Origin of the sequence: Vibrio sp. RE88, from assembly GCF_013113835.1 — a bacterium.
Taxonomy (GTDB): domain Bacteria; phylum Pseudomonadota; class Gammaproteobacteria; order Enterobacterales; family Vibrionaceae; genus Vibrio.
On the sequence record NZ_VTYQ01000001.1, the window covers coordinates 68,397 to 92,453 of the forward strand.

Below are 24,057 nucleotides of genomic sequence, written 5' to 3' on the forward strand. Positions count from 1 at the left end.
TCATTTATATATGAGCACATTAGCCGATAAAGGAGATGTACCCTTGAAGAATAATTAAGTTCACAATGTCGATAAAGAAAGCACCCACAATCGGCACTACCATAAACGCTTGAGGTGAAGGACCAAATTTATTCACCAGAGAACCCATGTTCATAACGGCTGTCGGTGTCGCCCCAAGACCAAAACCACAGTGACCACCCGCAATCACGGCTGCATCGTAGTTTGAGCCCATCACTTTGAACGTCACAAAGTACGCAAAAATACCTAAAATGACAGACTGGACCGAAAGAATGATCAGGAACGGAATCGCCAGATCAAAGATATTCCATAGTTTCAGGCTCATCAGTGCCATGGCCAAGAACAAAGATAGTGAGACCGTGCCTAAAATATCAACAGTTTCTGCGTCTACCTTGTGTGTCTTAGTGACTTCCATAACGTTGGTGATGAAGACACCGATAAACAGAGCGTAAACAAAGTCTGGAATCATCAGCCAACTGATTTCTAAGCTACTCACCCACTGTTCAAGGTATTTAGCACCAGTCACACAGATAAGAAGAATAAACAGGATTTCAATGACCTTTTTCGCCGTCACCTTATCTTCTTCGTACTCGTTATACGTCACGACTTCTGGGAACTTTTCATGGGTTTGTGTTCCGCGTCCGTATTCAGATTCAAAGTTATTTTTAGTCACCAACTTCTGAGCAACCGGGCTACCGATAATACCGCCAATGATCAGGCCAAAAGTCGCTGACGCCATTGCGATTTCAAGTGTATTGCTCAACCCGTAAGTGTCAGTAAAAGTCTGAGACCACGCTGCACCCGTACCATGTCCACCTGACAACGTAATTGAGCCAGCAATCAGCCCCATTAGGGGATCCAAGCCAAGTGCGGTTGCCATTGATACACCAACACCGTTTTGAATGATGATGTAAAAAGACGCAACGGCTAGGAATAGAAAGACTTTAGCGCCGCCTTTCATCAGTTGAGTATAGTTTGCAGCCAGACCAACAGTACTGAAGAACATCAACATAAAGGTGTTTTGCAACGGTAATGAGAACTCTAAGCTAACCCCATTAAAATGCATTCCCGTGATGATCATCGCAACGATTAAACCACCAACAATAGGCTCTGGAATATTAAACTTCTTCAGAATAGGGAGCTTTGAGTTTACAAAGTGACCAAGAAACAACACGCTGATTGCGATTAAGAAAGATTCTAGTGGTCCAACCGAAATTATCTGATTCATATAACCTCTTTATTGTCTGTCACTCATCTTCCCTAACGAGTTAAGAGCATACTGCTCTGGGCCATTTTGCTACCAAGGTCTCAGGTAACAATTGCAGGCACTGATTGAGATATTCTCTATTGAAAAACGTCCTCTCTACAGCGGGTTTCCCCACTCCATTTCAACAGCGAAACCCTACGGTGTACTTTAGGGCTACAAAAAGAAAGCGGACATTATTAATAAACTCGCAGGCGTTTGTCGAGTATAGACAGAAAATTCGTGTCATGAATCCGTGTAAATTGACGAAGAGTTAACCAACGGACAAAAAAAAAGCCAACCGCAATGTTGGCGATTGGCATATATATAGTGTGAACAAATTCATTCACTAACAACGTCAGTTGGCTAGGTGACCCTCGGCTTAATAAGGGTCAGTTATATTAATGCATGTAGCGTGCCAACTTTAAAACCCATAAAACCACAATATTGATCCAACTTTTAGCCGATTTATTATATTGAATGTGCAAAATGAAAATTGCATTTTGCAAATAAGTGCAATTCGATATTAAACAAGTATCTTATCAACTAGTTTATCAATGCACTATTTTCATACTTTTTTTACGTTATTGTCGATATACTCCCACTACCTGAACTGAATTGCTGTATCGAATGAATTATCTATCCACTTTCTGCAAAGGCTTAGCCATGGGCGCGGCCGACGTTGTACCAGGAGTTTCTGGTGGCACTATCGCCTTCATCACAGGCATTTATGACACATTGTTGGAAAGCATCCGACGCATTAATCCCAGCCTGATTGGTGTATTGAAACGCGATGGCGTTAAAGCTGCGTTTAACCATATCAACGGCTTCTTTCTTATCGCCTTATTCGGGGGCGTTCTCACCAGCATTGCAACACTAGCTAAGCTGATTTCGTGGTTGTTGGTGACACACCCTATTCCGTTATGGTCTTTTTTCTTTGGCCTGATTCTGGTTTCCGTTTTCCATATACTGAAACAAATAGAAAAAAGAACCTTCAGTCGCCTTATCTTCCTATTACTTGGAGTCGGGTTTGCTTACAGCATTACCATCCTCAAACCCCTTCAAATGGATCCGACCAGCATTAATGTCATGTTTGCTGGAGCGATCGCCATTTGTGCGATGCTCTTACCCGGTATCTCTGGCAGTTTTATCCTGCTGCTCATTGGTATGTACAGCCCTGTACTTGGCGCAGTCAAATCATTGGATATCACCATTCTGCTGTTATTCCTCACGGGCTGTGTCATTGGTTTACTGAGCTTTTCCCACGTCTTATCCTGGCTCCTAAAACGATTCAGAGACATCACTCTTATCTTCCTGACTGGCCTAATGATTGGCACATTACCAAAGATCTGGCCTTGGAAAGAAACGTTGACGTGGCGCACTAACTCAAGTGGTGAACAAGTCCCGTTGATTGAACGCAACCTATCACCGTTTGATTTTGAAGCCATCACCTCACAACCTGCTCAGATAGGCATCGCCATCGTTCTCATGTTGTGTGCCATTGCGCTGGTCCTCGGCTTGGAAAAATTTGCCGAAAATCGCGATATCTAATTGTTTTAAAAGCAGCCTGTTGGCTGCTTTTTTTCATCTCTGTATTCTCAACCTCATTCCAAAAACTCATAACGGTCAACTTTTAATCGATTGCGCATCTAAGCTTTGTTGTACAGGATAAGGCTAATACGACCACCGAGTGACCTGTTATGTCCCACGTATTCCACCGACACTGTCATACACAACTACCTACTATCAGCCACGGCGAAGGTGTTTATCTTTATGATAAACATGGAAAAGCTTATCTAGATGCTTGTGGCGGCGCTGCAGTTTCTAATCTTGGCCATAGCCACCCGATGGTCAAACAAGCCATCGCTGAACAACTTGAGCGTATTCCTTTTGCTCACACTGGTTTTTTTACCAACGAGCCCTGTGAACAATTGGCGGATGCACTGTGTGCTTTGATGCCTTCGCAATTCAATCACGCTTACTTTGTCAGCGGAGGTTCTGAAGCCGTGGAGTCGGCGCTAAAAATGGCTCGACAGTATTTTGTTGAGCTAGGAAAACCAAGCAAGACTCAGTTCATTGCGCGTAAACAGAGTTACCACGGCAACACGCTAGGAGCACTTGCTGTCGGTGGAAATGAATGGCGTCGTGAGCCATTTCAGCCACTTCTCACAACCAGTCACCATATCGATCCTTGCTACGCCTACCGTTTACAACAACCACAAGAGTCAGAGCTGGACTATTCACTTCGCAGTGCCAATCAGCTTGAAGAAAAAATCCTCGAATTAGGCGCAGAAAACGTCATGGCGTTTGTCGCTGAACCTGTTGTTGGCGCGACGGCTGGCGCCGTGCCTGCGACAGAAGGCTACTTCAAACGAATTCGAGAGATTTGCGATCAATATGAAGTGTTGCTCATTTTGGATGAAGTCATGTGCGGAGTCGGTCGCAGCGGCAGTTTCTTTGCATTCGAGCAAGAGCAGATAGAACCCGATTTGGTCTGTATTGCAAAAGGACTGGGAGCGGGTTACCAACCTATCGGTGCCACCATCGCCAATGATCGGATTTACCAAGCCATTGCCGATGGCAGCGGCTTCTTCCAGCACGGTCACACCTTTATGGCGCATCCGATGGCATGTGCCTCTGCACTGGCCACAGTCGAAGCTATTCAACAACAAGCCTTGTTATCAGCGGTGCAATCCCACGGCGCAGACCTTAAACAAGCTCTGTCGAGTGAGTTGGGCGATTTGCCTTACGTGGGCGATATTCGCGGTAAAGGACTCTTCCTCGGCATTGAACTCGTCAAAGATAAAGCAAGCAAAACTCCGCTCGATGTCGCCACAAAAGCCAACGCTGCTGTTAAGTCTCAAGCGATGAAAAACGGCCTGATGTGTTACCCAATGTCTGGGACCATTGATGGAAAACAAGGTCATCACATTTTGTTAGCGCCACCTTTTATCATCGAACCAAGCCACATCGACGAGATTGTGACTAAACTGAAAACCACATTGGCTGAGGTGTCCGGAACATGGATTTAGCAACAGGTGATGCTGGCCACCAGCAAACCAGCGCAATTATCGTGGCACCAAATGGAGCACGAAAAACCAAGCGAGATCATCCCAATCTTCCAATGACCGAGGAGGAGATTATCTCTGAGGTCATTGCATGTCGTGATGCTGGCGCTGTAATGGTTCACCTTCACTCTCGAGATGAACATGGTCAGCACAGCCTAGAGATCGAACCCAATCGCCAACTGTATGACAAGGTGAAACAGGCCGTCGGTGACAGCATTATCGTCCAGCTGACAACTGAAGCCGTAGGGATTTATAGTGCAGAACAGCAAATAGCACTGACTAAAGCGGTCAAGCCCGAAGCCGCCTCATTCGCACTGCGTGAATTGATACCCGATGACAACCATATTGAGTCTGGAAAGGCCTTTTTCCACTGGGTCGCGGAACACGGAATCATCAGCCAAATCATTCTCTACGATCAAGATGATATTGACCGCTACTTCCAGCTACGTGCTCAGGGAATCTTGCCTACCGTGAATCAACACGCTCTCGTCGTTCTAGGCCGATACCATAACGGACAGCAATCCAGTCCGTGGGATTTAAAGCAACTTGACTTGAGTCTGTTTGTTCAACAAAACGTTCACCTCGCAGTATGTGCGTTTGGCGATCGTGAGCAGGACTGCCTCATCAGTGCCATGCTACTCGGCCTCGATGTACGAGTTGGGTTTGAGAACAATCACCTTGATCCACAAGGAATTCCAGCCATTAATAATGCGGAACAAGTGAGAAACCTCAAAAAAATTAACAAATTATTAAACATTTGCATTCATGATGCTTATAGTTTCCGAAAGGCGCTAAGCAAAAACTGATTAGTGTCTCTGGTAAGTAAGATAGGATCGTTACACGCAATAAAAAGGAATTATTATGACATTGCTAAAAAACGTACTGACTGCCGCCTCAGCAACTGCACTTTTAGGCGCCACTTTTTACGCTTCGGCTGCTGACAGATTTGTAACTATTGGTACTGGTGGTGTAACAGGCGTTTACTACCCAACAGGCGGTGCTATTTGCCGTTTGGTAAACAAGACGAAAAAAGAACACGGTATTCGTTGTTCTGTTGAGTCTACCGGTGGTTCCATCTACAACATAAACACGATTCGTGCAGGTGAACTGGACTTAGGTATCGCACAGTCTGACTGGCAATATCATGGCTACAACGGAACAAGTAAGTTCTCTGAAGCGGGCCCATTCAAAGAGCTACGCGCTGTGTTCTCTGTTCACCCAGAACCGTTCACCGTTGTTGCTCGCGCCGATTCGGGCATCAAGAGCTTTGAAGACCTGAAAGGTAAACGTGTCAACATCGGTAACCCAGGTTCGGGGCAACGCGGCACAATGGAAGTTCTGATGGACCAGTATGGTTGGACAACTAAAGACTTTAAGCTGGCTTCAGAACTGAAAGCGGCTGAACAGTCGAAAGCATTGTGCGATAACAAAATTGACGCGATGGTTTATGTGGTAGGTCACCCAAGTGGTGCAATTCAGGAAGCCACGACGTCATGTGAAAGTAATATCGTTCAGGTAGCAAGTCCGCAAGTCAACAAGCTTCTGTCTGATGCCAGCTACTACCGTACTGCAACGGTTCCTGGTGGCATGTACAAGGGCAACCCTGATGATGTGCAAACATTTGGTGTTGGCGCAACGTTTGTCTCTTCTACTGCGGTACCGGAAGATGTGGTCTACAACATTGTGAAAGCGGTATTCGAAAACTTCGATAACTTCCGCAAGCTGCACCCTGCGTTCGCAAACCTGAAAAAAGAAGAGATGGTTAAAGACGGTCTGTCTGCACCTCTTCACCCAGGAGCACTGAAATACTACAAAGAAGTGGGACTGATTAAGTAACCACGTCATAAGTAACAAACCCGGCAAACGCCGGGTTTTTTTATTTGCTTTCTTCGAGTTCGTCTCTGAGCCACTGGTGAAAGAGCTGAACTTTCCTTGAAGCCAAACGGTAATTCGGCACACTCAAATAGTAGCCATAGCCACTTAGCATAGATAGGCCAAGCAGATTGCTCACCTGAGCGTTTTCCAACATTTCACTCGCCATAAAATCAGGCACCAAAGCCAGCCCTTTCCCCCGCTTCACCGCCTCCAGTGACAAGTAAAAATGTTCGTAGCCAACACCATAATAGTTGAGCGACTCCGCGCACTGATGTTCTAACTTAAACAGCTCCCACAACTGTGGTCTGGTGGTGTGAGGTATCAATGCATGCTGAGTTAAGACAGAAGTGACGTCGCTACAGGCCGCGGCCTGCTCGCCAATCAAAAGTAGCTTTTCCTGACACAATAATTGACTGTGCTCGTAGTGCTGGGACAGTGGCAAGCAACGCAAGGCAATATCCGACTCACCCGCAAGTTTAAGCTGGGTATTCTCGCGAGTGCGAATTTTAACCTGCAGCTGAGGATGCAAACGGCGGAACTCTTCGATCTTAGGCAGCAACCATAAGCTGGCAAACGAAGGCGTCACATCAATAGTCAGTAACTCTTGCTGAGTGTCACTTTGAATCAAGCTGGCGGTAGCGTGCTGGATGATCTCCAGCGCTTCAATAACTTTGGGTAAATATTGCTTTCCAGCAGTCGTCAACTCAATGCCATTCAACTGGCGCTCTAACAGTGGTTGACCAACCATTTGCTCCAGTATCGCTATCTGCTTACTAACAGCACCCTGAGTGACATAAAGCTCTTCTGCTGCTTTTGAAAAACTCTGATGATGAGCAACAGCGATTAAGGATCGCAGTGCTTTAATCGATGGAAGTTCGCTTCCTTTGAGCATAGGTGTGAATCTATTCCTTTAATTCATACATGCAGAATAAGAGGCGTGACGGGCGGTTGTAAAGGGAAGTATCAATCCAAAACAAAACAGCCTGTCGAGTGACAGGCTGTTGTAAGATTATAAGTTGTTCTTGCGGCTTGGCAGGAAGACCTCACCCAACATACAACGAACACTACCACCACCGATTGATTCAATGGTCTGGACGTTGAATGGAAGAAGCTTACCGTGGCTCGACAACTGAGCACGTTGTGCAGGTGAAAACGCATCGTACGCCGATTGCGACATTGCAATCACTTTATCACCATTGACCGTCTCAAGCTCCAAGATGTTGCCACAGAACTGGTTCATCTGCTCAAGGCTGATAGAAACAACCTGCTTATCTTTCGCAAGAGATTTGAGTACAAAACGACGCTCAAATTCAGGAATCACTTCATCGCAAATCACGCAGAAATGCTCGCCGATCGCCATCATTACATTGGTGTGGTAGATAGGCTTGCCCGATGGAAGTGCCGTCTGGAAAGAAACCACACGCTCGTAGCCAATTCGCTGTGCGTAATCTTCCAACACTTCTCGATCACAGCGTTGTGACAGCGCAGCATAAATGGTGCGATTGACATGATCGATCACCATCACGCCGGTACTTTCTAGGTGGGCATTCTCTGCTAAGTAATCCGTCAGCGAATTTTCGCTAGATACAGCTCGACCTGCTGCTTCTAGAGCTTCACGCAGCGCATCTGGGCGAACTTCCTGTTGACGGTTCTCACACGCCATTGGGAACGTATACAGAGCACCGTCAGCAGTGGTGCTAAACCAGTTGTTTGGGAATACCGCGTCTGGCGTTTCCACGTCTCCAAGCGGGTAATCAAATTCGACCACTTGAACGCCGACCTGACGTAGCTGACCGACCATTGTCTTGAACTCTTGCATCGCTTGCTTGCGAACTTGTTCGGTCGACTCGGTCACCTGATGTTGAAACTCATTGTCTCGAGCGGTTTCAGCATTAAACGCAAATTCTTTTGGTGGCACCATCACCACGCAGTTAGCGTTTTGCACTGTAGAAACTGACTTTTCTAGTTGTGTTTGCTGTTTGAACATTGCGATAGACTCGTTATATCTCACTCACTTACGTAGAATTGTAGACATATTGTTAAAACAACAATTGCTGAATTCATCCATTTCAATAGATACAGACCGTGTATTTTTACTGTGAATTTCGTATTTTCCAGTAAATTTTATGGTCGGCATGACTTTTTAAACTTATTGCCTGAATAATATGCAGCAGTTCGTATAACAAATGGTTGATATATGGTTACATTTCAATCATTAACCAGCTACCATATGACACAAGCGCAATTGCCATGTCTGGCTCTCTCCTGCGTTGTAATATTTAAGGCGAGATATGTTTAAGAAATTTGAAGGCTTTACGAAACCTTTTCCCGATGAAGAACCCTCTCAGCCACCGAGTGGGATCTTTGCTTTTTGTCGCTATTACACCCGTGGATTTGAGGTACCTCTGATCCTGATGTCATTGATGGCCACTGTGGTTGCGATAGTGGAAGTATCGCTATTTGGTGCCATGGGTAACCTCGTTGACTGGCTATCAACCAGCAACCCAGACACTTTCTGGCAGGAAAATCAGTCAGAGCTGATGTTGTATGGTGGCTTGCTATTAGTAGTCATGCCTATATTGGTCGTTGCGTATTCCCTTTTGGTTCACCAGACACTGCTCGGCAACTACCCAATGTCTATTCGCTGGCTCGCGCACCGCTACCTGCTCAAACAGAGCCTGAACTTCTATCAGGATGACTTTGCAGGCCGCGTGGCGACGAAAGTGATGCAAACCTCTTTAGCCGTGCGTGAAACCGTGATGAAAACCATGGACGTTTTCGTTTATGTGTCAGTTTACTTTACCGCGATTGTTGTTCTGTTGGCGCAAGCTGACTGGCGTCTAATGATCCCAATGGTGATCTGGCTGATGTGTTATGTCTGTATTCAGCTTTACTTCGTGCCGAAATTGAAGAGGGTCGCGTCAGAGCAAGCCGATGCACGTTCGACCATGACTGGCCGTATCGTCGACAGCTACACCAACATTGCGACAGTTAAGCTGTTCTCCCACAGCAAACGTGAAACGGTGTACGCAGAAAATGGTATGCGTGGTTTCCTTGATACCGTTTACCGCCAGATGCGCTTAGTGACCGGTTTTGACGTCGCTGTTGAGATTACCAACTACCTACTGGTCTTCACTATCGGTGCACTCTCTATTTACCTGTGGATGGATAATTCGATCAGCATCGGTGCCATCGCAATAGCAATCGCTCTGGCCCTGCGCATCAACGGCATGTCTATGTGGATCATGTGGGAAGTCGGTGCGCTGTTTGAAAACATGGGTACCGTTGTCGATGGTATGAAAACGCTCTCCAAACCGATTGATATTCAGGACAAAGACAATGCTAAGCCTCTTGTGGTTGAGCAAGGTGGCATTGAGTTTGACAATGTCAGCTTCCACTACGGCGATGAAAGCAAAGGAGTGATCAGTCATCTCAATCTCAATATTAAGCCGGGTGAAAAGGTTGGCTTAGTTGGACGCTCTGGTGCAGGTAAATCGACCTTGGTCAACTTGCTGCTGCGCTTCCATGATGTCGAAAGTGGCAGCATTAAGATTGATGGTCAGGTGATTTCTGATGTCACTCAGGACTCACTGCGCAGCAATATTGGTATGGTTACGCAAGATACATCCCTACTTCACCGCTCTATTCGCGATAACATTCTTTATGGTAACCCTGACGCCACAGAAGATGACCTACTACGCGCCACTAAACAGGCTCATGCTCATGAGTTTATCGAGTCACTCAATGACCCGTTTGGCAACAAAGGTTACGATGCTCAGGTGGGTGAGCGAGGCGTTAAGCTGTCTGGCGGTCAACGACAGCGTATCGCCATCTCACGTGTGCTGCTTAAAGATGCCCCTTTGCTTATCTTGGATGAAGCGACCTCTGCTCTGGATTCAGAGGTGGAAGCGGCCATTCAGGAGAGCCTCAATGAACTGATGCAAGGCAAAACGGTTATTGCGATTGCACACCGCCTATCAACCATTGCAGCTATGGATCGATTAATCGTGCTTGATAAAGGCCAGATTGTTGAACAAGGCACTCATCAAGAATTGATTCAGAACGAAGGCATCTACGCTCAGCTTTGGGCCCATCAAACGGGTGGATTCATTGGCGATGAAAGCGAGCAGAAACAAACAGCCTGATCAAAGCGATCACCCAATACAAAAGCAGAGGTATTCCCTCTGCTTTTTTGTTTCCGATATTCAATCTCTACTAGCAATTGAGATATACTCGCGCCATTCCCATTCAATATTTTTCCACAAATCTAATGAATAAAAGCTTACTGACAAATTTGCTGGCACTAGCGCTATTGGCTGGTGGCTATCAGACAGACAACCAAATTGCTTTTTACGCAGGCCTATTCGCTTTCTCTGGCGCAATCACTAACTGGTTAGCGATTCACATGCTGTTCGAGAAAGTACCCGGCTTATACGGTTCTGGCGTGATCCCTGCGCGTTTTGAAGAGTTTAAGGCTGCCATCAAAAACTTGATGATGGAACAGTTTTTCACCGCAGAAAACATTGATCGATTCCTCAACAAAGAGATGTCGGGCAAAACACTCAATCTTGAGCCTGTACTAGAGAAAGTCGATTTCAATCCAACGTTTGATTCTCTAGTCAATGTCATTGCAAACTCTTCTTTTGGTAACATGCTGGCCATGTTTGGCGGTGCGGAAGCCCTGCAACCACTTAAAGAACCGTTTGTCGAAAAAATGCAGGAAGCGGTGGTAGAAATCAGCCAGAGCGATGCGGTTAAAGAAGCGCTAAAGGGTCAACTGGAATCGCCAGCCATGATGGAAGAGATTCAGGCCAACATTGAAAACATTATTGACCAGCGCCTAAGTGAACTGACGCCAAAACTGGTCAAAGAAATCGTCCAGAAAATGATTAAAGAGCATTTAGGCTGGCTGGTAGTCTGGGGTGGTGTGTTTGGCGGTCTAATCGGTATCGCATCATCATTCATTGCCTGATGTAGAACTCAGCAATTGACGAAAAAGGGAAGCGAATGCTTCCCTTTTCTTTTTCTACAGTGTTGCAATCAAATCCGCGTTTACACCAAAGCTGGTTTTATGCTCTTCAATCACCACTTCACTTCGCGTCTGTATCACACCCGGTAGTGTCCCGAGCTTGGTAGACATAAAGCTCTGATAGGCTTTCATATCTTTAACTCGTACTTTGATCATGGTGTCGAAATCGCCGGATAACGAATAGCACTCTTCGATCTCTGGCATGTCTTCCACTGCCTTGGCGAACTTTTCAAAGATAGAGAAGCTGGTTTGATCAAGACGAATATGGATGAAAACCTGAACGTCTAAGCCGAGTTTTTCCGGATTCAACTCTGCGTGATAGCCCTTAATGTAACCTTCTTTTTCCAGTCGTTTGACACGATCAGAACACGGGGAGGTAGTCAGGTTCACTTGCTTAGCAAGCTCGACGACAGGCAGACGCCCTTTAAGGTTTAGGGTGCGAAGGATTTCACGGTCAATTCTATCTAAGTCCATTTAACGCTCTGATTAGATGTCTTTCTTTATGCTTATCATAATCGAAACGAGTCAATGAAACCTAATAAAGGAACCGACTTAGAAGAAATTTTATTGAGAGGAATGGAAACTTAAGCGGCTTCAACGTTCGAGAGCTCACGCTCTTCGACTAAGTCTGCCTGAGTGTTGCACACTCGACAAAACGTCTGCTTTTCCATTTTTACATAGTGTGCGCCCTGAAAGAGGGTCGCAAAGAAACACGCCAAACTCTTTTTCACCGAGTCATGCTCTTCTTGGCATCGCTTCATAACAACTTTGTGGGCAGTCACTTTTTGGCAGCAATGGCAATATACCTGAGGCATTTTCTCTCTCCGTGAGCGATGGCGTTATTGATAGTGGACATATTAGTAAGGCCTTAGTTCCAATTGCTCAAATTTTCATTTTCAATTTGTGAACCAAGTTCAATTATTAACCAACTTTATTAAAAAAGCCCCGAATATCGGGGCTTTATGTTTCGTCAGTTTACCGCTTATTCAAGCTCAGTAAGCTGTTTTTCAAACTTAGCGTGCTGTGCTTTCACGGATTCTTCTGGTTCACCTGTCATCATGCTCACAACCACAATTGCGATAGTAGAGAAGATGATTCCCGGAACGATTTCGTAAACATCGAACCAACCACCCGTTAGCTGCTTCCATACCACGATAGTCACACCACCAATCACGATACCTGCAAGCGCACCGTTGCGGTTCATACGAGACCAGTACAAGCTAAGCACCAATGCTGGACCAAATGCAGCACCAAAGCCTGCCCAAGCGTAAGACACTAGGCCAAGAACTGAACTGTCTGGCGTCATCGCTAGGATTAGCGCCACGATAGAGATAGCCACTACCGCAATACGGCCAACCATCACAATCTCTTCAGATGTTGCGTCTTTTTTCACAAGCTGCTTGTAGAAATCTTCTGCCAATGCTGAAGAAGAAACCAAAAGCTGTGAGTCCGCAGTACTCATGATTGCCGCCAAGATCGCCGCAAGAAGAACACCTGCAACCACTGGGTGGAAGATAGAGTTCACCAGTAGCATGAAGATCTTCTCGCCGTCATCAATGGATACGCCAGAGTTGGTCACGTAAATCAGACCAACCAGACCAACCAGCATCGCGCCAACCATAGACAGGGCAGTCCAGATAACAGCGATACGGCGAGCCGTGGTCAAATCTTTGTTGCTACGCGCTGCTTTGAAACGAGCTAGAATGTGTGGCTGACCAAAGTAACCTAGACCCCACGCAACCAAAGAGATGATCGCGATCGCTGACAGCGGCTCACCTTTAGTATCATTCCACAGTGTCAGAAGCTGAGGGTTGATGTTAGATAGATCTGTACTTAGTTGACCAAAACCACCTTCCATCGCTGCAATAGGCACAATCATTAGCGCCGCCGCCATCAGAAGGCCCTGTACAAGGTCAGTCCAAGATACCGCTAAGAAACCACCAAACAATGTGTAAGAAACCACACAAACAGTACCAATAATAACTGCTGTGGTGTAATCCAATCCGAATACCGTTTCAAACAGTTTTCCGCCCGCTACCAGACCAGAGCTGGTGTAGAAAAGGAAGAATAAAAGGATAAAGAAAGCAGAGATAACCTGAATCAGTTTCGAATTATCGTTAAAGCGACGTGACAAGAACTCAGGCAGAGTCAGAGCATCTGTCGTAATACTGTATGTACGTAGACGTTTTGCACTGATTAGCCAGTTCAGCCAAGTACCGACTAGCAGACCACCAGCCAGCCACAAAGCCTCGATACCCGCTGCATACGCATAACCAGGCAGGCCAAGTAGCAACCAGCCACTCATGTCCGATGCACCCGCTGATAGCGCCGCAGGCCAAGGGCCTAATGAACGACCACCTAAGAAGTAATCGGTCGAGTTTTTCGTTCGTTGATAAGCAATAACGCCTATCGCCAACATCAGAATAAGATACGCAATAAACGTGGTCGTAATAGCAAAGCTATTTTCCATGTGTTTGTCCTCTATTAAGATCGCCTTCCATGAACGCCCTCACTTACACTGAGTGAGGGCTCTCTGAGAAAGGATTAGTGGGCCTCACTCCCAAGTTCTAACAAGGTCGCGTTGCCGCCCACTGCTGTTATATTTATTGTTCTCGTTCGCTCTGTGATAAAGCGAAGCGATAGATGTGGATCATGCGCTACCGGAATAGCCACAACATCCGTCTCCGAAACTAGGCCAACAATAGCACCTGTACGCTTCGACAATTGGCGGTTGATTGTTTGTTCAACCTCTTGATTCCCTATGTATCCGACACTACGTACATCTGACTCCAGCAGCTGATGATAAGCATCAAGAGAGGCAAATTGTAATAGGTTCATAGGTAAGGAAGACTGCGTGTAGGCAGCTTCCAGATTTTGAGTAAGCTGTGTGTCATCACTACACAAGATGACACTGTTACCCGCAACTAACGCAGCAGTCACCTGTGCAATCGTTGCTTTTTGTGCTGACTCTGACGACTCATCTTGAATAATCAGTGCCACACCTCGACCTGCGGTATACAGTTCGTTTGTTTCCCCAGTAGGGCCTACCAGTTGGTGCGTTTCAGCCAATAGTGCTGACGCATGTTCCATGTGATATGCCACAACAGAAGCTAAGTTCGGCTGTACTGATTGCAGAGCCTGTTTAAAAGCCAGTAGACACTCGCTTTTTGAATCAAAGTTAGTCAGATTCCAGTTTTCCCACGCTGAAAAAGCATCAGAAAAACGAGTTACTTGATGAACCATAATCTTTCTCCTTGCTTACAGATTAAGAAAACGAAGTTTGTGTAAAGCGGAATAGGTAGTGCGGACCGCCAGCTTTTGGACCAGTACCAGAAAGGCCCTGACCACCAAACGGTTGCACGCCAACAACAGCACCCACCTGATCACGGTTAATGTAGCAGTTACCCACACGTGCGTGTTTTTCAATCCAGCGGTAAGTGGTTTCGTTACGGCTATGAATACCCATAGTCAAACCAAAACCTGTGCTGTTAATACGCTCGACAATCTGGTGAAGTTCGTTCGCTTTAAAGCGGACAATGTGCAGAATCGGACCAAACTGTTCTTCTTCAAGACAAGAAATATCGCGAATCTCAAAGGCACTTGGCGCAACGAAATCACCGTGTTGATGTTCTTCACCCAAAGTAAGCTCAGCCACTTTCTTTTCCGTCGCGGTCATACGCTCAATATGCTTAACCAGTTTGGTTTTTGCTGTCGTATCGATAACCGGCCCCACATCAGTGGAATGAAGATAAGGAAGACCGACACTCAGTTCCTGCATCGCACCTTGAATCAGTGCAACGATGCGATCGGCAATGTCTTCCTGAACATAAAGTACGCGCAGAGCACTACAACGTTGGCCTGCTGATGCAAACGCAGAACGAATAACATCGCGCACAACCTGTTCAGGTAGTGCCGTACTGTCCACAATCATTGCGTTTTGACCGCCAGTTTCTGCGATGAAAGGCACAGGTGTCGCATCACGAGACGCCAATGTTTGATTGATTCGTTGCGCTGTTGCCGTTGAACCCGTAAAGGCAACACCAGCAATGGCAGAGTGAGAAGTTAACGCAGAACCAATTTCAGCACCGCGACCTGGCAGCAATTGAATTGTACCCGCTGGGAAACCTGCTTCATTCATCAACTCGACGGCACGTGCAGCAATCAAACTGGTTTGCTCGGCCGGCTTCGCAACCACAGTGTTACCTGCGACTAAAGCGGCTGTAATCTGACCGAGGAAAATCGCCAGTGGGAAGTTCCAAGGGCTGATACACACAAACACACCACGACCTTGACGAGACACTGTACGTGCCTGTCCATCAAAACCGTTTAAGTGAATCTCGCCTAAAGCATCGACCTGCTTAGCGTAGTAGCGACAGAAGTCAACAGCTTCACGAACTTCATCAATGCTATCGTGAATAGTTTTACCCGCTTCCTGATGACACAGAGCAACAAGTTCAGCAAGATTGGCTTCCAGTAGCTCTGCCAGTTTGTCCAGCATAGCGGCTCTCTGAGCTTTATCGCTGGTCTGCCATTTGGCAAACGCTTGCTGTGCACCATCGATGGCAGCGGAAACATGATCAAGAGTCGCGAAGGCAACCTGACCCACTTCAATACGGCGGTCGTAAGGCGCTGTTACAGCTTCAACATTGATGTTTTCCTTGATCATGCTTTCGGCATGAGCCTGACCATTGATGATCGGACCTGCCTGCCACTGATTCTTCAGGAAGCTTTCGACAGAGTGCTCAAATGGTTTGGCTTCTGATTCAATATCAACGTTCACACCATAAGAGTTCTGACGCTCAGGGAAGACCTGTGGTGGCAGTGGTATCTTAGCGTTGTTCAAGGTATCGAACGCTTTTAGCATATCGACTGGGTGCTGAGTCAAAGTTTCTACCGGGCAGCGAGCATCAACTAAGCGGTGTACAAATGAACTATTTGCACCGTTTTCAAGAAGGCGACGAACCAAATACGGCAATAGATCTTTGTGGCTGCCGACTGGTGCGTAGATACGCACAGATTGCTGATAAGCTTCCATCGCGTGGTTGTACAGGGAATCACCCATACCGTGCAAGCGCTGGAATTCGTAATCTTTGTGCTCAGCCATGACTGCAATAGACGTCACCGTCTGAGCGTTATGACTCGCAAATTGAGGGAAAATATTGCCACGAACATTCTCAGAAAGTAGGAATCGAGCACACGCTAGATAAGCAACATCCGTCGCTTCTTTGCGCGTGTAAACTGGATAGTTATCGTAACCAGCTTGTTGAGACCATTTGATCTCACTATCCCAGTATGCACCTTTAACCAGACGCAGTGGGATCAAATCACCCTGCTCTTTTGCCAAACCGTTAATCCAAACCAGCACAGGCAGTGCGCGTTTTGAATAAGCCTGAATAACCAGGCCAAACTTACCCCAGCCTTTCACTAAGTCGCTGCGATACACTTTCTCGAACAATTTCAGTGAAAGCTCAAGACGATCGGCTTCTTCCGCATCGATTGTGATAGCAACATCCAGCTCAACAGCTCGACGAAGAAGCTGCATCAGAGTATCAGCTAACTCAGTTAGAACGCGCTCTTCGTTTGCTACTTCATAGCGTGGATGCAAGGCTGACAACTTGATAGACACAGAAGGCGCAGGGCTAGTGTCTAAGCCATATTTGTCGCGGCCAACAGCTTCAATCGCCATCAGGTAATCTTTGAAGTATTTATTCGCATCTGCTGTCGTCAACGCGGCTTCACCCAACATATCGTAGGAGTAGGTAAAGCCTTTATCGCGCATGGTGCGACCGTTTTTCTGTGCTTCGGCAATACTACGCCCAAGGACGAACTGGTGGCCCATCACCTTCATCGCCTGATGCATCGCTTTGCGGATAACAGGCTCTGACATCTTGTTAACTAGGCGGTTAACCGCTGAAACAGGGCTTTGTGATTCGGCTTCTGACAAGCCAACCACTTTACCAGTCAGCATTAGGCCCCAAGTCGAGGCATTCACAAATACAGAATCAGAATTCTTTAGGTGAGATTTCCAATCGGCAACACTCAGCTTATCTCGAATCAATGCATCTGCCGTCGCTGAATCAGGGATACGCATCAAAGCTTCTGCCAGACACATCAACAAGATGCCTTCTTGAGTATCTAGGCTGTATTCGAGTAGCAAGGCGTCAATCATCTGGATTGATTTCTTATCAGCACGAATCGATTCGATTAGCTGGGTGGTCTTGTCGCTAATTTGTGCTTTTTCAGCATCAGTAGGGATTGCCAGAGGCAACAGTTGTTCAAGCCATTGGGATTCGTCCACCATGTAAAGTGGCGAGATCAATGACCATAACTTATCAAGCGGCTGCTCGACAAACTCGGCATTCAACACATCAGTTGCTGTAAACATGCGTTTTCCTCAATCTCAACCTGATAATTTCATCAGGATTCTTACAATGGCTTGCAGTGTATTTTGAGCGCGAGAGGATTACTTGTCAAAAACTCCGAGTTTTTTGCTAAAAACTCTGATTATTAACAAAACAAAAACAGAGTCACATGCATATAAGCAAAATAATATATGGTTTATCTTTTCTTATTTAACCAAATTGTTTCTTGTAATGAGATGGAGACATGCCTTGAAGGCGAGAAAAGGTATGAGTAAAAGCACTTTGGCCGGAGAAGCCCGTCAGCTCTGCCACTTGACCTAATGAGAGGTGGCCTTTTTCAATCAATGACTTGGCCATATCTATCCGCTTACCCAACACATATTGGTGGGGTGTAATACCCATCTGTTCTTTAAACAAGTTGTGAAACTGGCTCTCGCCAAGGAACACACTGCCTGCTAACTGAGCAACGGATATCTTCTGACTAAGATGTTGTTCAATGTATCTGTCGATGGCTTCAAGGTCGAAGCGTGAATCTTTACGAGATGTTGCAAAAGTCGACATGTGGCGCTGCATCAAAGCAATCACTGTGTCGTTGCAAGCTCGGCTAAGAAGCAAGTCCTCAGGGCTAGACTGCATTTCTGCAACGAGCATTTGTATCAGCTTCTGAATCTGACCATCGAGTTGGAAATAAGTATCGCGCTGATTGAGCTCATTGAGTTTTTGCAGCATTAACGGGTCATCACCCGACGGCGCTGGCATGTTCAACACCAGAATATCGGACTGCCCAACCACACCGCCAAACGCATGACCGGAACCTGATGTCACCACACAGCCTTGACCAGGCCCAACTAAATTGCCAAACCCACTCACTTCGAATTCCGCCTGCCCTTTCAATCCAATCACAATTTGGGTATAGCTGTGATCATGACAGTCCATATAAGACGGCAATGTCACTAGCTCTGCGGGCTTTGGTGACAAAAGTTTGGCATGTTCACCAATCAATGGTGTGTACTTAGATGCTGTCATGGCACAATTTGTGATCTCGAATGGCACTAGAGTCGCATGTTATACCAAAATCCCTTCAATTCGAAATTTATCGATTAATATGCAATTGGGTACAGCATCACATTATTGAAGAGTGAAAAAAGTACCGAACATAGGTTAAAAAGCACACTTTCAACCGCTCCGGAAGAATGATCAAGTGCACATAAATTACGGTATATGTCACTTCTAGCAACTTTTCTTTTTGAAGATGCCCAATCTTCACTTGCATATTTCCCCAATCAACTCAAAATGATAGATAGCATCCAAGTTTTATATACTTAAGTTAGATTAATCTGATTAATCTGTTAAAAAGAAAGATGCTAGGTTAAAAGAAAACTTGGGAGAGGCAGGGAAACAAGGACTGTCAAAAGTTTGTCTTTTTTTGGTTTTTACGTTGGTAAAATGAAACGTTAATTGTTGCAGGGAAATATGATAACACGTCGCATCCCAGCGCTTTTACTTGCGCTAAGCCCTATGTGGGTATCGACTTCGGTTTTTGCGGAAACGGCAACCTCTGCCGATCCTGTCGCAGCTATCGATGGAAAATTAGAGAACAAACAAAGTGAACTACAGACACTTGGAGCTGAGTTTGAACAAGAATCTGAGCGTTTACAGCAGCTAAGGGCTGAGCTGACCAAGTACCAGCGTGAAGAGCAAGAGCTAAACGCCAAACGTAACCGTGCCAAGTCTGCACTGGACAAACAATATAACCGCCTTCTAGACGATCCAGATGTTGACCTGCTTTCTTTCCAGCAGGAGTATCAACAAGCTTGGGCTTCTGTTAAAGAGAACCAAAGTCAGATTCTGGAGCAGAAACAGACCATTACCGAACAGGAAATGCGTTTGTCGCAAATCAAACAAAAACGCTCTCGCATTAACTCTGAGTTGTCTTACCTAAAAGAGCAGAAAGTCGAAGCGCGAGTGAAGCGTCTTGACGCGGAATTGCGCGAAAGCGATGTGCTCAACACGGCATTTAAGACCACTTGTTCTGCGACCATGACACTTGGTGAGTGTACCAATCAAGGTAAATACCTGACGAAGCAGCGCGCTGTAAACACGTTCAAAGCAAAATTGCTTGATGGTTTAACAGAAGCCAATTTGGCTAAGCAGAACCTTAAAGGTGTTCAACTGAATGTGTTTGTTCAGGAAAGCCAAATCATCCGCTCTGGTTTTGAAGGTAACAACAGCTACTACACTGAAATGCAGGCTCAACTTCAGGCGCGCCCAGAAGCTTCTGCAGCGTGTAAGCTATTGAACGTATCTTCTCGTTACTGCCTAAACGGCACTGAAGTTGTCAAAAAAGAACAAGGCAACAAAGAGAAGAGTTGGGCAAACATTACCATTCGTTCAGATCAGTACGAAGATCGCGTGACCATTAATGGTGTCAACTACGGCAGCACGCCAGTTGAAGTTGTGTTACCAAGAGGCAAACACCAGTTTACTGTGTCGAAAGATGGCTACCAAACCTACAACCGTACAATTCCAGTCAATGGCAACGATACAGTATGGGTGAAGTTGCGCCCAGATTCAGATATTTAACCCACTTCTCTTTTTGGAAAGAGGGGAGTTGCACAAAATTGACCTAAAACGCCGTTTTGTCGTAAGTTATCGCTTTATAACTTAAGACAAAATGGCGTTTTCGTTTAGAATAAGCCCATTAGATAGAAAAGAATTGTAGATATAGATAATGCGAACTGGTTTACCAACGCTTCTTCTTGCTTTATCACCATGCTTCATCACAGCTAATGTTGCGGCACAGGATACTCGTGATCCGATTGTCGAAATTGATCAGCAGTTATTTGATAGGCATGGAGAGCTGAAAGCGGCAACTCAAGCTCGGGATGAGCAAAAAGCGACGTATGAGCAACAGCAACAATCTGTCTCTGAGTTAACTAAGCTGGCCAAATCGCTTGATGAGGCACTGACCGAGGCAAAAACACGTCTTGAAAGTGACTATTCACGGATGATTGAAGACCCGAACATCGATCTCGCCGCCACTCAGAAAGCCTATCAAGATGCCTGGTCAAAGGTAAAACAAAACCAGAAAGAACGTTTATCAGAAGAACAGCAACTGCAAGAGCTTAAGCACCAGCTTGATCTCGCGAACAATGAAGTTGAGTCGATTGAGCAAGGCATTGATGCTCTCGACCAGAATAAGTTGCGTGCACGCGCAGAGCGCCTTCAAGAAGAACTGCAACAAGCCCATTCTTTATCTGTGAGTTTCACCAATCGTTGTCAGGCAGATATGACTATTGCCCAGTGTGATCGCCAGACTCGCGATCTTGCATTGCAGAAGGCGGTTAAGCAATTCCAGTCAGAACTTGTAGCAGGTACCAGTGAGCCTCAAGTGGTGAAACTGCATGCCAATAAGGTTCCCTTCAACATCCACGTTTTACGCTCAAAAGCGAAAGAATCTGGCTTCTATGATGGTGTTCGTTACCGTAGCCTGATGGATGTTGAGATGCAGGCCAGACCGACTCAGAGCGCGGCTTGTACCTTATTGGGCATCGATAAGAAATACTGCTTCGAACCTGAAGCACTCAGCGATAAAGATCAGTTTGTCAGCAATAAAGAAGTGGCTTGGGTCACGTTGAATATCCGTTCTAACCTCTACGATGATAACGTTGCGATCAACGGCGTAAATTATGGCAGTACACCTGTCGAAGTCATGTTACCCGTTGGCCCACATATGATTACCGTCCAGAAAGAAGGTTACCGCTCGTTCCATCGCGAACTAACCGTCAGACGTGATCAAAACCTTCGTGCCGTGCTGGTTGAAAAAGAAAACCCATTGCGTGAAGGTGACAAATTCGCAGACTCGCTGGGCTCTGGTTATCAAGGCCCTGAGTTATCCACGATTCTGTCAGGCCAATACATTCTTGGTGAACATGGCTCGAAGCAACTTCAACTAAAACACCCATTCGGCTTTGGTACGACTCCTATTACCGTCGGTCAGTTTAAAACGTTCGTTGACGCTACTAACTACCAGACTGACGCGGAGCTTAAGAACACCTGTACCGCTATTGTAAAAGGCGAAGTGACCCCCATCTCGAAAGGCTACTGGCGTAACCCAGGCTTTAAACAAGCAGCGAACTCTCCTGTGGTTTGTGTGAGTAGAAACGATGCTCAAGCCTACGTAAACTGGTTAAGCACAAAAACCAAGCATACCTATCGCCTACCAAGTGAAGATGAGTGGGAAGTGGCCGCAAGAGCAGGCGCTGAAACCAACTATTGGTGGGGTGACAGTTTTATCCCTAATCAAGCCAACACAGGTTGGGGTGGAACGCCTTGGTCAAACAAGAGTACCTCTCCAGTCAATGCATTCAAACCAAACCGTTTAGGCATTTACGATACTGTAGGTAACATCTGGCAATGGACCAGTGACTCACGCGGCCTGCTAAAAGGTGGCGCATGGAACTTTTCGCCAGACATGGCAGCGGCCCATCAACAGCTTTCGCTATCAAGCTCGTCTGCTGCTAACTATGTCGGATTCCGTGTCGTAAGAGACATCAACTAAATAAACAATACACATAATGGTTTAGGGGGGATTTCCCCCCTTTTTTGTACGTCATTTCCACGTAGAATTTCCCCTGAGCTCACCCAACAATGGGCTCAGTATCGATTGATACGTCTATGCTCAGTTCCTCGTACTGAGTGCATAGAACCTCTTCTACACGTCGACAAGAATTATTCTTGTGTTTGCCAGCCATCCTGTCGATCGCTGGCTTTTTTTCGTTCGATACTTGTCGATTTACCGCAAAAATTCTTATCTTTAAAGCCCTTACAGCAAATCTGGGATGGATTGACAGATTACTCATCTGATATCATAACCGGAGTACTGTAAAAGGTAGACATCGCTTTGGAACCGCACCTAATTTCTTTATTCAACCAACTCCCTGGCTACTGGGGTTGTAAAGACCTCAATTCCGTTTTCGCTTACGCCAACCACTCTTATGCCAAGCTCATTGGCTTTGAACTGCCTGAGGATTGTATCGGTCTTACCGATCATCAGATGCCCAGCCCAACCACTAAGTGTGCCAGTGACTTTCAGGAGCAAGATAGATTCGTAATAGAGACTCAACAGTCAATCAAGGTACTGGACGTTCACCCCTACCCTGATGGCAGCTGGCGTACACACATTTTCAGTAAGTCCCCTTGGTATGACACACAGGGAAACGTACAGGGCACTATTTTCTACGGTCAGGAGTTGACTGATACTGCGGTGTTGGAGGTCGGTCATTGGATTTGTCGGGCAACTGGTCTACACAGTGAAGAGCGAATCTCATTGAATCAATTGTCGCCGCAAAGCCATCAAATCAAGCTGACAACAAGAGAGTCGGAAGTACTGTTTTTGTTGTTGTACGGTAAGAAACCGAAGTACATAGCCAGTGTTATGAACATCTCGACTAAAACGCTGGAAAACTACGTGTTGCACCTGAGAGGAAAATTTGGAGCACACAGTAAAGCACAATTGATTGATATGGCTTTGGACGCCGGATTCGGCTCGCACATCCCTCAAACATTGCTGCGAACACAGCTTTCAGTGGTATTGAGTAATGAATACGCCGCATAGTGCGGCGTATTCAACATTTGTCTGGTAAGCGGTTAACTTATGGGGCTAAACGGTCAATTTGCCACTCGTTCTCTGACTTAGAGAATAAGAAACGGTCATGAAGGCGGTGATCGCCTCCCTGCCAAAATTCAATGCTTTCCGGCTTAATACGAAACCCTCCCCAAAAGCTAGGCACTGGAATCTCACCCTGAGCAAACTTTTGCTTCAGCTCGAGAAACTTACCTTCCAGTACGCCACGTGTGGAAATACGGCTACTTTGTCGACTAGCGATCGCCGCCAACTGGCTCTCTTTTGGACGTGAAGAGAAGTACTTAATATTTTCGGCAACACTCAGCTTTTCAGCCACACCCGTAATATGAACCTGACGCTCCAAAGGATGCCACGGAAAGTGCAGGCTGACTTTTGAATTAACTTCAATTTGTTGCGCTTTACGGCTGCCAAGGTTGGTATAAAACACAAACCCTTGTTCATCAACATACTTGAGTAACACGATTCGCTGGAATGGCTGACCATTTTCATCCACGGTTGCCACTGTCATTGCGGTTGGGTCAGACAGCTTGGCATCCATCGCTTGCTTCAACCAGAAATTAAACTGGTCAATGGGACTGGTTTTGAGGTCTTTTCTACGTAAGCCACCTTTGCTGTACTCACGGCGGATATCTTCGAGTTCCATCTTCTCTCCTGCGAAATTTTTTTGCTGATTGTGCGCTCATATATACAAGAACTCAAGCTTATGGGCCACATTGTGTTAGCGTTTAGCCCATCATTGCACCGGATGTGTGATTCGACTTAGGGATATCAACACAAATCACCGTATATACTTAGTACAACCGATTGATTGTTTT

At 46.0% G+C, this 24,057-nt stretch carries 19 protein-coding genes; 9 read left to right on the plus strand and 10 right to left on the minus strand.

Annotated features, from left to right (window positions below):
- Positions 1-19: 19 nt before the first annotated feature.
- Entirely contained in the window at positions 20-1,246 is a 1,227-nt protein-coding gene (gene gltS, locus F0265_RS00340) for a sodium/glutamate symporter (protein ID WP_171747324.1), read from the minus strand.
- 645 nt (positions 1,247-1,891) lie between these two features.
- Between gltS and F0265_RS00345 the strand changes: the two genes are divergently transcribed.
- The 4 genes from F0265_RS00345 to F0265_RS00360 all read left to right on the plus strand — a co-directional run bounded on the left by F0265_RS00345 (position 1,892) and on the right by F0265_RS00360 (position 6,165).
- Positions 1,892-2,812: a DUF368 domain-containing protein gene (locus tag F0265_RS00345; protein ID WP_171747325.1), complete on the plus strand. Its 921-nt coding sequence runs from the start codon at positions 1,892-1,894 to the stop codon at positions 2,810-2,812.
- 149 nt (positions 2,813-2,961) lie between these two features.
- Entirely contained in the window at positions 2,962-4,293 is a 1,332-nt protein-coding gene (locus tag F0265_RS00350) for an aspartate aminotransferase family protein (protein ID WP_171747326.1), read from the plus strand.
- On the plus strand, positions 4,284-5,135 hold the full coding sequence (locus F0265_RS00355) for a 3-keto-5-aminohexanoate cleavage protein (RefSeq protein WP_171747327.1): 852 nt from the start codon (positions 4,284-4,286) through the stop codon (positions 5,133-5,135). The genes F0265_RS00350 and F0265_RS00355 overlap by 10 nt, the downstream gene beginning before the upstream one ends.
- A 55-nt stretch (positions 5,136-5,190) precedes the next feature.
- Positions 5,191-6,165 (plus strand): TAXI family TRAP transporter solute-binding subunit, encoded by a 975-nt coding sequence (locus tag F0265_RS00360; protein WP_171747328.1) that lies wholly within the window; start codon positions 5,191-5,193, stop codon positions 6,163-6,165.
- 40 nt (positions 6,166-6,205) lie between these two features.
- On the opposite strand, the gene F0265_RS00365 is transcribed toward F0265_RS00360, so the two are convergent.
- Both F0265_RS00365 and F0265_RS00370 read right to left on the minus strand, forming a co-directional pair.
- A complete protein-coding gene (locus F0265_RS00365) occupies positions 6,206-7,096 on the minus strand; it encodes a LysR family transcriptional regulator (protein ID WP_171747329.1) in 891 nt (296 codons plus the stop codon).
- Between the two features lie 117 nt (positions 7,097-7,213).
- On the minus strand, positions 7,214-8,191 hold the full coding sequence (locus F0265_RS00370) for an arginine deiminase-related protein (RefSeq protein WP_171747330.1): 978 nt from the start codon (positions 8,189-8,191) through the stop codon (positions 7,214-7,216).
- Between the two features lie 304 nt (positions 8,192-8,495).
- Here F0265_RS00370 and F0265_RS00375 point away from each other — a divergent pair, with 304 nt between their 5' ends.
- Both F0265_RS00375 and F0265_RS00380 read left to right on the plus strand, forming a co-directional pair.
- Positions 8,496-10,349, plus strand: coding sequence for an ABC transporter ATP-binding protein (locus tag F0265_RS00375; protein WP_171747331.1), 1,854 nt, complete (start codon positions 8,496-8,498; stop codon positions 10,347-10,349).
- 125 nt (positions 10,350-10,474) lie between these two features.
- Entirely contained in the window at positions 10,475-11,176 is a 702-nt protein-coding gene (locus tag F0265_RS00380) for a DUF445 domain-containing protein (RefSeq protein WP_171747332.1), read from the plus strand.
- 54 nt (positions 11,177-11,230) lie between these two features.
- Here F0265_RS00380 and F0265_RS00385 read toward each other — a convergent pair whose 3' ends face one another.
- The 6 genes from F0265_RS00385 to F0265_RS00410 form a co-directional block, all read right to left on the minus strand.
- Complete coding sequence (locus tag F0265_RS00385) at positions 11,231-11,707, minus strand: Lrp/AsnC ligand binding domain-containing protein (RefSeq protein ID WP_019276970.1); 477 nt, start codon at positions 11,705-11,707, stop codon at positions 11,231-11,233.
- A 110-nt stretch (positions 11,708-11,817) separates the two neighbouring features.
- Positions 11,818-12,048, minus strand: a complete 231-nt coding sequence (locus F0265_RS00390; RefSeq protein WP_006960210.1) for a hypothetical protein — start codon at positions 12,046-12,048, stop codon at positions 11,818-11,820.
- Positions 12,049-12,215: 167 nt separating this feature from the next.
- Positions 12,216-13,703, minus strand: coding sequence for a sodium/proline symporter PutP (gene putP, locus F0265_RS00395; protein WP_040122291.1), 1,488 nt, complete (start codon positions 13,701-13,703; stop codon positions 12,216-12,218).
- Between the two features lie 74 nt (positions 13,704-13,777).
- Entirely contained in the window at positions 13,778-14,476 is a 699-nt protein-coding gene (locus F0265_RS00400; RefSeq protein ID WP_171747333.1) for a 1-pyrroline-5-carboxylate dehydrogenase, read from the minus strand.
- Between the two features lie 22 nt (positions 14,477-14,498).
- Positions 14,499-17,618, minus strand: a complete 3,120-nt coding sequence (gene putA / locus F0265_RS00405; protein ID WP_171747334.1) for a bifunctional proline dehydrogenase/L-glutamate gamma-semialdehyde dehydrogenase PutA — start codon at positions 17,616-17,618, stop codon at positions 14,499-14,501.
- A 187-nt stretch (positions 17,619-17,805) separates the two neighbouring features.
- The gene (locus tag F0265_RS00410) at positions 17,806-18,621 is read right to left on the minus strand and encodes an AraC family transcriptional regulator (protein WP_040122404.1); all 816 of its coding nucleotides are present in this window, start codon (positions 18,619-18,621) and stop codon (positions 17,806-17,808) included.
- A gap of 447 nt (positions 18,622-19,068) precedes the next feature.
- Here F0265_RS00410 and F0265_RS00415 point away from each other — a divergent pair, with 447 nt between their 5' ends.
- The 3 genes from F0265_RS00415 to F0265_RS00425 all read left to right on the plus strand — a co-directional run bounded on the left by F0265_RS00415 (position 19,069) and on the right by F0265_RS00425 (position 23,212).
- Positions 19,069-20,178 carry a PEGA domain-containing protein gene (locus F0265_RS00415; RefSeq protein ID WP_171747335.1) on the plus strand — a complete coding sequence of 370 codons (1,110 nt, stop codon included), beginning with the start codon at positions 19,069-19,071 and terminating at the stop codon, positions 20,176-20,178.
- Positions 20,179-20,326: 148 nt separating this feature from the next.
- Positions 20,327-22,156 (plus strand): SUMF1/EgtB/PvdO family nonheme iron enzyme, encoded by a 1,830-nt coding sequence (locus F0265_RS00420; RefSeq protein ID WP_171747336.1) that lies wholly within the window; start codon positions 20,327-20,329, stop codon positions 22,154-22,156.
- Positions 22,157-22,498: 342 nt separating this feature from the next.
- Positions 22,499-23,212 (plus strand): helix-turn-helix transcriptional regulator, encoded by a 714-nt coding sequence (locus F0265_RS00425; protein WP_171747337.1) that lies wholly within the window; start codon positions 22,499-22,501, stop codon positions 23,210-23,212.
- Positions 23,213-23,249: 37 nt separating this feature from the next.
- Here F0265_RS00425 and pdxH read toward each other — a convergent pair whose 3' ends face one another.
- Positions 23,250-23,885, minus strand: coding sequence for a pyridoxamine 5'-phosphate oxidase (pdxH, locus tag F0265_RS00430; RefSeq protein WP_171747338.1), 636 nt, complete (start codon positions 23,883-23,885; stop codon positions 23,250-23,252).
- Between the last annotated feature and the right edge of the window lie 172 nt (positions 23,886-24,057).

What these genes read in the sequence shown, in the direction of transcription:
- gltS (WP_171747324.1), bottom strand. Translation starts at nt 1,246, where the DNA reads ATGAATCAGATAATTTCGGTTGGACCACTAGAATCTTTCTTAATCGCA.
- F0265_RS00345 (WP_171747325.1), top strand. Translation starts at nt 1,892, where the DNA reads ATGAATTATCTATCCACTTTCTGCAAAGGCTTAGCCATGGGCGCGGCC.
- F0265_RS00350 (WP_171747326.1), top strand. Translation starts at nt 2,962, where the DNA reads ATGTCCCACGTATTCCACCGACACTGTCATACACAACTACCTACTATC.
- F0265_RS00355 (WP_171747327.1), top strand. Translation starts at nt 4,284, where the DNA reads ATGGATTTAGCAACAGGTGATGCTGGCCACCAGCAAACCAGCGCAATT.
- F0265_RS00360 (WP_171747328.1), top strand. Translation starts at nt 5,191, where the DNA reads ATGACATTGCTAAAAAACGTACTGACTGCCGCCTCAGCAACTGCACTT.
- F0265_RS00365 (WP_171747329.1), bottom strand. Translation starts at nt 7,096, where the DNA reads ATGCTCAAAGGAAGCGAACTTCCATCGATTAAAGCACTGCGATCCTTA.
- F0265_RS00370 (WP_171747330.1), bottom strand. Translation starts at nt 8,191, where the DNA reads ATGTTCAAACAGCAAACACAACTAGAAAAGTCAGTTTCTACAGTGCAA.
- F0265_RS00375 (WP_171747331.1), top strand. Translation starts at nt 8,496, where the DNA reads ATGTTTAAGAAATTTGAAGGCTTTACGAAACCTTTTCCCGATGAAGAA.
- F0265_RS00380 (WP_171747332.1), top strand. Translation starts at nt 10,475, where the DNA reads ATGAATAAAAGCTTACTGACAAATTTGCTGGCACTAGCGCTATTGGCT.
- F0265_RS00385 (WP_019276970.1), bottom strand. Translation starts at nt 11,707, where the DNA reads ATGGACTTAGATAGAATTGACCGTGAAATCCTTCGCACCCTAAACCTT.
- F0265_RS00390 (WP_006960210.1), bottom strand. Translation starts at nt 12,048, where the DNA reads ATGCCTCAGGTATATTGCCATTGCTGCCAAAAAGTGACTGCCCACAAA.
- putP (WP_040122291.1), bottom strand. Translation starts at nt 13,703, where the DNA reads ATGGAAAATAGCTTTGCTATTACGACCACGTTTATTGCGTATCTTATT.
- F0265_RS00400 (WP_171747333.1), bottom strand. Translation starts at nt 14,476, where the DNA reads ATGGTTCATCAAGTAACTCGTTTTTCTGATGCTTTTTCAGCGTGGGAA.
- putA (WP_171747334.1), bottom strand. Translation starts at nt 17,618, where the DNA reads ATGTTTACAGCAACTGATGTGTTGAATGCCGAGTTTGTCGAGCAGCCG.
- F0265_RS00410 (WP_040122404.1), bottom strand. Translation starts at nt 18,621, where the DNA reads ATGACAGCATCTAAGTACACACCATTGATTGGTGAACATGCCAAACTT.
- F0265_RS00415 (WP_171747335.1), top strand. Translation starts at nt 19,069, where the DNA reads ATGATAACACGTCGCATCCCAGCGCTTTTACTTGCGCTAAGCCCTATG.
- F0265_RS00420 (WP_171747336.1), top strand. Translation starts at nt 20,327, where the DNA reads ATGCGAACTGGTTTACCAACGCTTCTTCTTGCTTTATCACCATGCTTC.
- pdxH (WP_171747338.1), bottom strand. Translation starts at nt 23,885, where the DNA reads ATGGAACTCGAAGATATCCGCCGTGAGTACAGCAAAGGTGGCTTACGT.